The 7029-nt window shown below is 40.3% G+C and carries 10 protein-coding genes; all 10 read left to right on the top strand.

Annotated elements, in window-relative coordinates; translation table 11 throughout:
* Positions 1-351 precede the first annotated feature (351 nt).
* A complete protein-coding gene (locus NI469_RS08845; RefSeq protein WP_004645925.1) occupies positions 352-495 on the top strand; it encodes a zinc ribbon-containing protein in 144 nt (47 codons plus the stop codon).
* 164 nt (positions 496-659) lie between these two features.
* Entirely contained in the window at positions 660-881 is a 222-nt protein-coding gene (locus tag NI469_RS08840) for a hypothetical protein (protein ID WP_253174893.1), read from the top strand.
* 113 nt (positions 882-994) lie between these two features.
* Complete coding sequence (locus tag NI469_RS08835) at positions 995-1258, top strand: hypothetical protein (RefSeq protein ID WP_004281730.1); 264 nt, start codon at positions 995-997, stop codon at positions 1256-1258.
* 530 nt (positions 1259-1788) lie between these two features.
* On the top strand, positions 1789-2037 hold the full coding sequence (locus tag NI469_RS08830; protein WP_253174891.1) for a DUF6868 family protein: 249 nt from the start codon (positions 1789-1791) through the stop codon (positions 2035-2037).
* A gap of 122 nt (positions 2038-2159) precedes the next feature.
* A complete protein-coding gene (locus tag NI469_RS08825) occupies positions 2160-2873 on the top strand; it encodes an SIMPL domain-containing protein (RefSeq protein WP_005106159.1) in 714 nt (237 codons plus the stop codon).
* A gap of 84 nt (positions 2874-2957) precedes the next feature.
* The gene (locus NI469_RS08820; RefSeq protein ID WP_253174889.1) at positions 2958-3623 is read left to right on the top strand and encodes an RluA family pseudouridine synthase; all 666 of its coding nucleotides are present in this window, start codon (positions 2958-2960) and stop codon (positions 3621-3623) included.
* 585 nt (positions 3624-4208) lie between these two features.
* Positions 4209-5141 (top strand): SNIPE associated domain-containing protein, encoded by a 933-nt coding sequence (locus NI469_RS08815; RefSeq protein ID WP_253174887.1) that lies wholly within the window; start codon positions 4209-4211, stop codon positions 5139-5141.
* A 266-nt stretch (positions 5142-5407) separates the two neighbouring features.
* Positions 5408-5797 carry a ribonuclease E inhibitor RraB gene (locus tag NI469_RS08810; protein ID WP_004281735.1) on the top strand — a complete coding sequence of 130 codons (390 nt, stop codon included), beginning with the start codon at positions 5408-5410 and terminating at the stop codon, positions 5795-5797.
* A gap of 243 nt (positions 5798-6040) precedes the next feature.
* A complete protein-coding gene (locus tag NI469_RS08805; protein WP_004732106.1) occupies positions 6041-6487 on the top strand; it encodes an SRPBCC domain-containing protein in 447 nt (148 codons plus the stop codon).
* Positions 6488-6611: 124 nt separating this feature from the next.
* Positions 6612-6950, top strand: coding sequence for a zinc ribbon domain-containing protein YjdM (locus NI469_RS08800; RefSeq protein WP_004645911.1), 339 nt, complete (start codon positions 6612-6614; stop codon positions 6948-6950).
* Positions 6951-7029: the final 79 nt, after the last annotated feature.

Below are 7029 nucleotides of genomic sequence, written 5' to 3'. Positions count from 1 at the left end.
GCTTGAAAATCATTTCAAAGCCTTTGATTTAGTGTTCTTTTATATCAATAATGGATTCGTTTAATGCCAGCATACTTTTTGAAACACCACCAAAATTTCATATGGCTATGGTGATAATTTTGTATTAACGCACTGCGCTATACTTGGCCTTATGCATCACTTATCTCAATGTTATTAAACTACTTAACTTGAAAAAAATAATAAATTATCACTTAATTAATGAGTTACTAAATAATAATTAGAAATACTACTTTGCCCAAACGACACTATCATTTACAAAAATGGACAATAGACATTCATTACCAGAGGGTTATACTAGTCAGACCATTTCTAAAACCATGGAGAACAAAGATGGTTACTGCTGGCGAAAAACCCGGAACAGGCTTCTATTTTTGTGTTCAATGCGGACACCGCACCTACTTAGAAATTGGTACTGATCGTTTACCACCGTGTACCAAATGCCAAGGCAATCAATTTAACAATAAGAATGCCTAAGCAAAACAACTCAAACAGTTACCCTCTGTTTTGAATGAAAGCCCTATTACTCGATAGGGCTTTTTGCTATTTAAACATCCCTATTTATAGTTTAAGATTGATTGAAAAATAATCAATAAAACCCCATCTAAAACTCTAGATTCAAAGTATTTAGGGCAGCTCAATTGCAACATTATCTTGATCTTAATCACGACTCAGGTGTTGCCAATTACGAGATTGGTAACGAGTTTATTCGCGTTCAATTCAAGAAAACCTCGAAAGTTTACACTTATAGCTATAGCAGTGCCGGTTATCAGCATGTCGAAAACATGAAACAGCTCGCTCAATATGGCGATGGACTAAATGCCTATATCAATCATCATACCCGACTGCTCTTTGTACGATAAAACTGGTCTGCTTCTTGCTTCAGTGAAAGTCCTAGAAGGCAAATATTTTCTAAAGAGTAAATACCTGCCTAGAAATAGTGCAAGTGCATATATTAAAAAGAGGGCTATCACCTATGGATATTCAACAGCACGCACCAGAGTCAGGAAAATTAGATAAAAAAGCCCATTTCTATTCCGCATGGCCGCTCATCTTGATTCTTTTCGGGGGCGCGATTGGCTCGTTTTACGCTGTGATCGCTTACCTGCTTAACCTGAAAATTTATAGTTCTGAGCTAACCAGGCTCAACAAGGTCTTAGCCAATCTTCTGTGCGGGATGTCAGCGATCAGTGCATGGTGGTTTAGTGCGCAATGGATTCAGGGAACATTCTTTCAATAAAACAGCAATCCTGACCTGAATATAAATTGCAATAAAGTCTCATTTTGGCGAATAAAAAAGCGTAAAAAATAAAAAATGGAATTTATTTCTCTATATTTGGGTTAATAGTGAAATAAATTTTCAGATTTAATCGAAATTAAAAAAACATAGGAAATTAATCCCGTCCATCTTTGCCTAATATAGCTTTCAAGGGTGTGATGGGATCGGAAAGAGTAGCATGCTGTGAGCGGCGCAAAACGCGAGTGCAGTACGAACCCAAAAGGTCTCGATCCGGCTTAGGACGCTATAGACCAAAAGTTTATAGGCTATAAGATCAGGTCTTACAAAGAATGATAGTTGAAGTAAACCATTGCGAGTTTTCCCAACACCCTAAAAAATTCTCTAGTAATATACGCAGAATAAAAAATTAAAATAAATATAAATCATAAATTTAAGAAAAATATCCATCTACGCAAGATACAAATAAGCTCTTCATTTCTCAACACGATCTGTTATTTTAAAAACATCAGCTGCCCCCTAGGGGAATCCTCATGAATCTCGATATCTGGTGTCGTTTTTTACTGTTTTGCATACTCATCAATTATGTCATTCTCATGATCTGGTTCGTGGTCTATGTCTTTGCCCGAAACTGGATGAAGCAGGTGCATGGAAAATGGTTTCGGCTGTCAGATACCAGTTTCGATATGATTCATTATTCGGGTATGGCGCTCTATAAAATTGGGATTCTGCTATTTAACCTGACGCCGTTAATTGCAATCTATCTGATGAATCAAAGCTAAGTGCGATGTTGTGATTGAATTTTCAAGTGATAAAAATAAGATTGGATTAATATCATTTTATCGCTACTTGATAGCGTGGCAGGATCAATAAGAACGAAAAAAGATTTCAAAGGAGTTGAAGGATGAATCAATTCAAACCGGCCCTGATTTTAGGTGCCTTGATCGGCTTGGGAATGATTATTGCAGGATGGATTCTCGGCAATAGCGCGCTGAAAATTAAACAGTATGAACGTATAGTTTCGGTCAAAGGCTTGTCGGAACGCGAAGTCAAAGCCGATGTGGCGGTATGGCCAATCCGCTTTAATGCCGGCAGTCAGGATCTGGCCGAGTTGTACGATACCATGCAAACCAATACCCAGGAAATTCAGACCTTCTTAAAAAATGAAGGATTTAGCGCGGAAGAGATTACCAGTGCTTCACCGAGTATCACCGATAAATACGCGCAGCAATATGGCGGGGATGCCAATGTCGCGCTACGTTACACCGCCAGCCAGACCATCACCGTCTATACCCACAAAATAGATGCAGTGCGTGCGGCACAAAGTCGTCTGGTGGCCTTGGGCAGAAAAGGCATTGCCTTTGCCGGAGATGATTCCGGACAAAGAACGGAATATTTATTTACTAAGCTGAATGACATCAAGCCTGCGATGATTGAACAGGCCACCGAAAATGCGCGCAGTGTAGCGGAAAAATTTGCTGCAGATTCAAAAAGCAGTCTGGGCAAAATCAAGTCCGCCAATCAGGGGCTGTTTAGTATTGAAGATCGCGACAGCAATACGCCGTATTTGAAAAAAGTACGCGTGGTCTCGACGGTCGATTATTATCTGGCAGATTAAGCTGAGCTGGTCAAGCACGGTAATTGACAGCCTAGAAGCCGCTTGTTATTTTGCGCGCATTGTTCCAGATGCTGTATTCCTAAAATGCCCATCAACCCCGACTTTGTCTATTGCCCACCGCAAGAACCGTTGCATATTGTTTATGAAGATGATGATCTGGTGGTGATTGAAAAGCCGGCCGGATTATTGTCGGTTCCCGGGCGTTTAGCTGAACATCATGACAGTGCTTATTTGCGGGTTCTGGACCAGTATCCGCAGGCTAAAATCACCCATCGTCTGGATATGGCCACTTCAGGTATTTTGATGTTTGCCAAACACCGTGATGCAGAAGTTGCGGTGAGTAAAATGTTTCAGGCACGTACCGTGCATAAAAATTATGTCGCACTGGTACAAGGCAAACTTGAAGGTCAGGGCAGCGTCGAAGTGCCTTTGATGACCGACTGGGAAAACCGTCCGCGTCAGATGGTGCATTATGAACTGGGCAAAACTGCCAAAACCTTATATCAGGCAATAGAATATTTGCCCCAGCAAGACATTAGTCGGGTTTTACTCACGCCCATCACAGGCCGTTCTCATCAGTTGCGAGTACATATGCTGTATCTGGGTCATCCCATTACTGGCGATAAAATTTATCATCCTGAACCCCAGCGCAGTCCTTTAAATCGTATGGCCTTGCATGCCAGTTATCTGGCTTTTATCCAGCCTTTGAGTGGTGTCACGGTCGAAATTAAGGCAGCCATACCGTTCTAATTTGATTCTGCTTAATAGTTAGATTCAACCGGACACATGCTTTTTAATCTCATAAATATGATCAGGATCAAGCTCTTAAACTGGGCAACCCGAATAAAAAGTGTGAGAATTTATTTCGATAGTAGCTTGGAGATGAGTAGCTTTACAAGCATGTTCAAATGAAATTTTCTACTGATCCATTGCCTGATCGGTTGTCACTACCGCACATAAATTTTTAATGTTCGGTTTATCTCTTGATGATGAGCCTAGAGAATTTTTATTCTTTTATCTCCCACTATAGGCCTGATGCCTTTATTTTTATGGTTTTTTAATTTTCCTTTCATTATTTTTAAACTTTCAAATTATATCCTTTGATATAAAAAATATCGTAAGTTGTTTCAGAATAGATTTGATTTGAGCCGGAAAGCAGTCTGTCCTACATGACTTTCACATAAAAATTTTGTAGAAAAATAAAATGAATGAATGACTTAGTGGTGATCAATGGCTTTGCTTATCTGGCCGAAGTGATGCAAAATTAATCATGACTTTATAATAAATTTTTAATTTGATGGTTTAGGGCGCTGCCCGGGGTTAAAGGAAAGAACGATGCTCAGTATGGCTCTCTTCGTTCTCGCGAGTATTTTAATATGTGCATTGCTATGGAGCTTAAAGGTAGAGGCTTCATTACGCAGCAATATCCAGTTTTTACAGGAAAACCTGGATCATTCACGCAGCAAATTGGCAGATTATGAAACTCAAGTCGATGAATTGAATTATGAAATCACCCAATTACGGGTACAGAATGGCAGTTTAAACATTGCGCTGAATAAATATAAAAAATATCAGGATATCTGGGATATCGAGCAATATATTATTAACCGGACTTTGCAGGCTGAAAACTTTGTTGAAGCGACCAAGCTGGATGCTTCGATCATGATTGATGATCTCAAAGCCTATATCGCAAGAGTAAAAGATTATCTTGCCCAGTTTCAGGCGCAAGCATTAATTGAAGTTGAACAGCAGGCTCGACAAAGTTTACAGGGCTATTATGAGCAAGCCAAACAACAGCATCGTTTGCAGGCAGTGCTAAGTGCTTTAGAGCATAAAATACAGGTCAAACGCTTCGGCTTGCAACTTTCTGAAACACAGGTTTTACAGCAGCTGATTGAGGGTTATAGCGAAACGGATGCGGTTCGGCATTTACGCAATGTCCGTGACAGAATTCAGCAGGCCATAGAAACACAGCAGGTTGCGAGCTGTAATTATGTCGACGACAATCGCCGTCGAAGTACTATTGAAATCCTTAGTCTGGCTTTCAACTGTAAGGCAGATTTATATCTCTCTCAATTAAGCACAGAAAATCTGGGCGAGATGCTGCAAGCCTTAAAGGATGATTATGTCTTGCTGAATTATACCGGGCAGGCACTGAGTCAGGCGATGATTCAAGAATCCTATCTCAATCTGCGTTTAGAGGAGCTCAAGTTTGCTGCGCTGGTTTTGCAATTGGAACAGGATCATCTGCATCCACACATCGCGTAAATCATGACATTCATATCATAGGTCTAGAAGATTTTTACCAGAGTATTCTGAATACCATAAGTTGGTTTAAATCCTGATATTTTTCAGGATTTTTGGCCTTGAGGAATCTTGAATATATTGATCCCCTTACTTATTTTTATATTTATAAAAATCATATGTTTATTTATGGTTAAAAGATAATATTTTTTGTCTGTATCTCGATAATTGTACAAAAATCAGCTAATCTTAAATGCAGAATAAAACAGCATCATAATAAGGATACTTCTATGTCACGTGATTACAATCAATTCCCTGACGATGAAAATGGCAATGTACTGTGGCAAATGCATCAGGATGGCGACGACTTGCAAGAAGCACATGAAATTGAATTTTCGATTGCCTTTGCGGATGAAGCGCAGGCGGATCGTTGTGCCTTGCATCTATTAAAAGAAGAGCAAAAAATCAGCCTGTTTCAGGACGAAGAAAGCGATACCTTGGAATGGATCATCACGATTTATGTGTATATGGAGCCTGCCTACGAAGATATCGTGGATCTGGAACAATGGTTCAGCAAAATCGCGGCACAATTTCAGGGCGAATATGATGGCTGGGGTTGCATGGCCTATGTCTATGATGATGAGCTGGATGACGAAGAGAGCAGCCTGCGTAGTAGCTGAGCATGCTTGTATTTAAAGCATTTAAAATAAGAGACCCGGTGCTGCCGGGTTTTTTTATTGCTCTATTTAATTGCTATACGAAGATTTGAGCTTAAGTATAGATACATACTCATTATATATAGCCAGCTCAAAACTGGATAAAATAACTCAGATGAGTACTTAACTCAGGCTGATAATTTAGCCACAACAAATGCAGGGAATATCCTGCAATAAAAAAATAATAACAACAAAGGACAAGAAAAAATGAGTTACACCTTAAAAATGCATCGTGTGTTCAGCGCACCACCGGAGCGGGTGTATCGTGCCTTTGTGCATCCGGATGCACTGGCCAAATGGCTGGCACCACATGGCTTTATTGCCAAAGTAGAACATGCGGAAGTTAAACCCGGCGGCAGCTATAAAACCACCTTTACCAATTTTTCTACCGGGACCCAGCATCATTTTCACGGCATTTATCATGAGGTCATTCCCAATCAGCTGCTGCGCTATACCGATCAGTTTTCTACCCCCGACCTGCAGGGGGAAATAGAGGTGACGATCATCTTTGAAAAAGTCTCAATCGGTACCGGTTTGCATATTATTCAGGTGGGTTATCCGGATGTGGTGCCGCCCGCGGTGTGTCATTTGAGTTGGCAAGAATCACTGCAACTCCTGTCTTTGCTGGTTAATCCGCAGATTTCAGACAATTAATTCCTTCGATCTCCTGTGTTGGTTGCATCCTCATGTCCTATCCATGAGTGCTCCAGACAAAGATGCTATACTGTGCGCTTATTTGTTTCATTTATTTTATTTTTCTCTTTTTTTCGAGGTTCTTATGGGTCTGCCAAACTGTCCAAAATGTCAATCTGAATATACCTATGCAGATGGCGATCTATTGATCTGTCCTGAATGCGCACATGAGTGGAAAGAAGGTGAAGTCACTGAAGAACAAGTGATCATTAAGGATGCCAATGGCAATGTGCTGGCAGATGGTGATAGCGTCACGGTGATTAAAGACCTGAAAATCAAAGGTTCATCTTCAGTGGTGAAAGTGGGCACCAAAGTCAAAAGTATCCGTTTGTTGCCTGATGCTGCAGATGGGCATGATATTGATTGTAAAATCGAGGGAATCGGCCCGATGAAACTGAAATCCGAATATGTGAAGAAAGCTTAAACTTAGCCCTGGACTAAAATTCTGACGAGAGAATAATACGGTTGATCTATCGTATTATTCTCATTATTGCTGAAATTCG

The sequence above is a fragment of the Acinetobacter lwoffii genome (genome assembly GCF_024129735.1).
Taxonomy (GTDB): Bacteria; Pseudomonadota; Gammaproteobacteria; order Pseudomonadales; family Moraxellaceae; genus Acinetobacter; species Acinetobacter lwoffii_H.
This window is presented reverse-complemented; position numbering and strand designations above follow the sequence as displayed.